The organism is Sedimentimonas flavescens (assembly GCF_019264375.1).
Classification (GTDB): Bacteria; Pseudomonadota; Alphaproteobacteria; order Rhodobacterales; family Rhodobacteraceae; genus Rhodobacter; species Rhodobacter flavescens.
This window is the reverse complement of record NZ_JAHVAI010000043.1, coordinates 1-2,033: the sequence shown is the minus strand read 5'-3', so window position 1 is coordinate 2,033 and position 2,033 is coordinate 1. Positions and strand designations below refer to the sequence as shown.

2 protein-coding genes are annotated in these 2,033 nt (G+C 53.6%); one reads left to right on the top strand and one right to left on the bottom strand.

Annotated elements, in window-relative coordinates:
- Nucleotides 1-213: 213 nt before the first annotated feature.
- Nucleotides 214-930 carry a hypothetical protein gene (locus KTQ37_RS16560; RefSeq protein WP_236021305.1) on the top strand — a complete coding sequence of 239 codons (717 nt, stop codon included), beginning with the start codon at nt 214-216 and terminating at the stop codon, nt 928-930.
- 1 nt (nt 931) lies between these two features.
- On the opposite strand, the gene KTQ37_RS16555 is transcribed toward KTQ37_RS16560, so the two are convergent.
- The gene (locus KTQ37_RS16555) at nt 932-1,717 is read right to left on the bottom strand and encodes a glycosyltransferase family 25 protein (RefSeq protein WP_218631613.1); all 786 of its coding nucleotides are present in this window, start codon (nt 1,715-1,717) and stop codon (nt 932-934) included.
- Between the last annotated feature and the right edge of the window lie 316 nt (nt 1,718-2,033).

Below are 2,033 nucleotides of genomic sequence, written 5' to 3'. Positions count from 1 at the left end.
CACAAAGGTCGTAGGATAAGTCTGTCCGGGGAAAGGGGAAACTCGACCGTCAGCTGATTTGTGCAACACAGCCGTTCTGAGGCTAAAATTTCAGATATGGGTTTAATTTATGAAATCAGTCACATATGGTCCAAAGGTGTTCATTTGATGAAGCTACAGAGCCGCCAGAAAGACTTCGAAAATTAGCGAGTGCTTATGCAGAAACCTAGCCGCTTGCGTCGCTTGCTCTCACTCAACCAGCATCGCAAGCGCTGGGGGGCAAGCCGTCACGCCCCGAGTGGCACGGACCTTAGCTGCCTCAAAGAAACAATCATTGATTTCGGGGATGCCGAGCAAACTCGCGGCTCTACGAAGTCGCTTGACCAGCACTTGGAAAATCTGCGCCGTGAATTCTCGGGGCAGTCTGAATTGCTCTGGTATCATGCGAAGCTGATTGTCTTGATCCGCCGTGAATTTCAGACTTCGCAACAATACGCCGAGTTTCGCTCCCTCTGGGAACAAGAGGGAGATTTCTTGCGTGAGAACCTGAACATCAGGTGGCTCGTCTCAGCGACCGACACCTTCGCGGAGCATGATGCCGACCCTGCCGTTCGCGCGGTCGCTATGATGGCGTCAGTGCTGGTGAATACGGTGAAGATGCAAGAAAGCGAGCGGTTCATTACGCATGCAGCTGACCTGTCGGTCGATCCTGCGCGCGTCGCCACGCTTCAGGAAGAACTTGTGCCGCTCTTTGAAGGCATGTCCTGTTTTACCGCTGGGACAGATGACACGCTGCGCAACATGATGTGGCGGCTTCATCCGTTCATGTCTGTGGAGCCATCGGGACCGATCCTCGATGAAATCTGGCGTAGGTTCCAAGTTGAGGACACGGTTTTTAACCGGATGCGCCTTCTTCACCGGCGCGAGAAAACCCGGTGGTGGGAGGACTAACTTAACTGCGTTGAAAATCTTCTGGATTCAGTCTGATTTCGCGCCTTTCCGCTACTCCAAGGTGCAACAGGGCGCGAACGGCCATTCGAAGCTGTGCACCGATCCGGCGGGCACGAAAGCCGAAGCTGTGTTTGTTCGAGGCGATTAGTTTACCTGCATCAATCTGAGAAACCGTATTGGGTGTTGCTCCGATGCCGTAAGCCAATGCGCGGTCTAGTTGCACGGCGCAGGCAGGTTCGATTTGAAAGCTTTTCAATTCATAGGCTTTGCAGATCATGGCATCAGCGAGTGCGACCTGAGTAGAAGCCCGCGCAAGAAGTTTCTGCGCGCCGGAAGGCGAAAGAACGTAAGCTGCTGCACCGCTCCTGTCTTGATAGAGGCGAAGAAGTTGATGGGCAGACCCGATTTGGCGTCCAGTCTTGCTAACGATTTTCTTGCGTCTGCGGACCTCTAGCGTCACATGCTCTACGCCGCCAATATCTTCAAGCGCCTTCAAGACCTTGGGTGTGTGGCGAGATAGAAGTGCGTCATCTTCCAATATCAGGGTATCGCAATCCTGTGTGGCGGCGTATTTCCATGCGTTCACATGGCTCAGAAAACATGCTTTTTCCGTTTCCTTGAGCGGGCGTTCCCAGCTTGACCAGTTGTAAGCTTGTGCCAGTTCGCCAATCGTATCAGGCGTGACCGCTTCCAATCTTTGAAACGGGATGCCGAGCGCGTCTAGCTGATCGGCCATAAACGCCATGCGGGTGTTTGCAGCGGCAAGATTTATTACCAAGCAATCCATTCGGTTACTGACCTTCCGTTTAATATTGTTCCTGCGAATTATTGCTCTGTCTTGTAGCTTTGCGCAGGAACATCAGCCCAATGCAACCGGTATCAGTGTCGAAAGCTGGGTAGGCAAAGGTAGCTATGCGACTAAAGCTAAAGCCCACTTCCCGCCGGCTGTGGTCCTTCATCTCACGCTGCGTCACGGGCGGCTTTGGCTCATTGGCGAACAAGGTGGTGCGCCCTCTCCGTTGCCGTTCCGCCACACCTCTTTTCCCGCCCCACTTGCTTCCAGAGTGCTTCCACGGGCTTAGGCATAACGCAAAACACCGCCC

Coding starts and splice junctions, on each gene's coding strand:
- KTQ37_RS16555 (WP_218631613.1), bottom strand. CDS start 1,717: ATGGATTGCTTGGTAATAAATCTTGCCGCTGCAAACACCCGCATGGCG.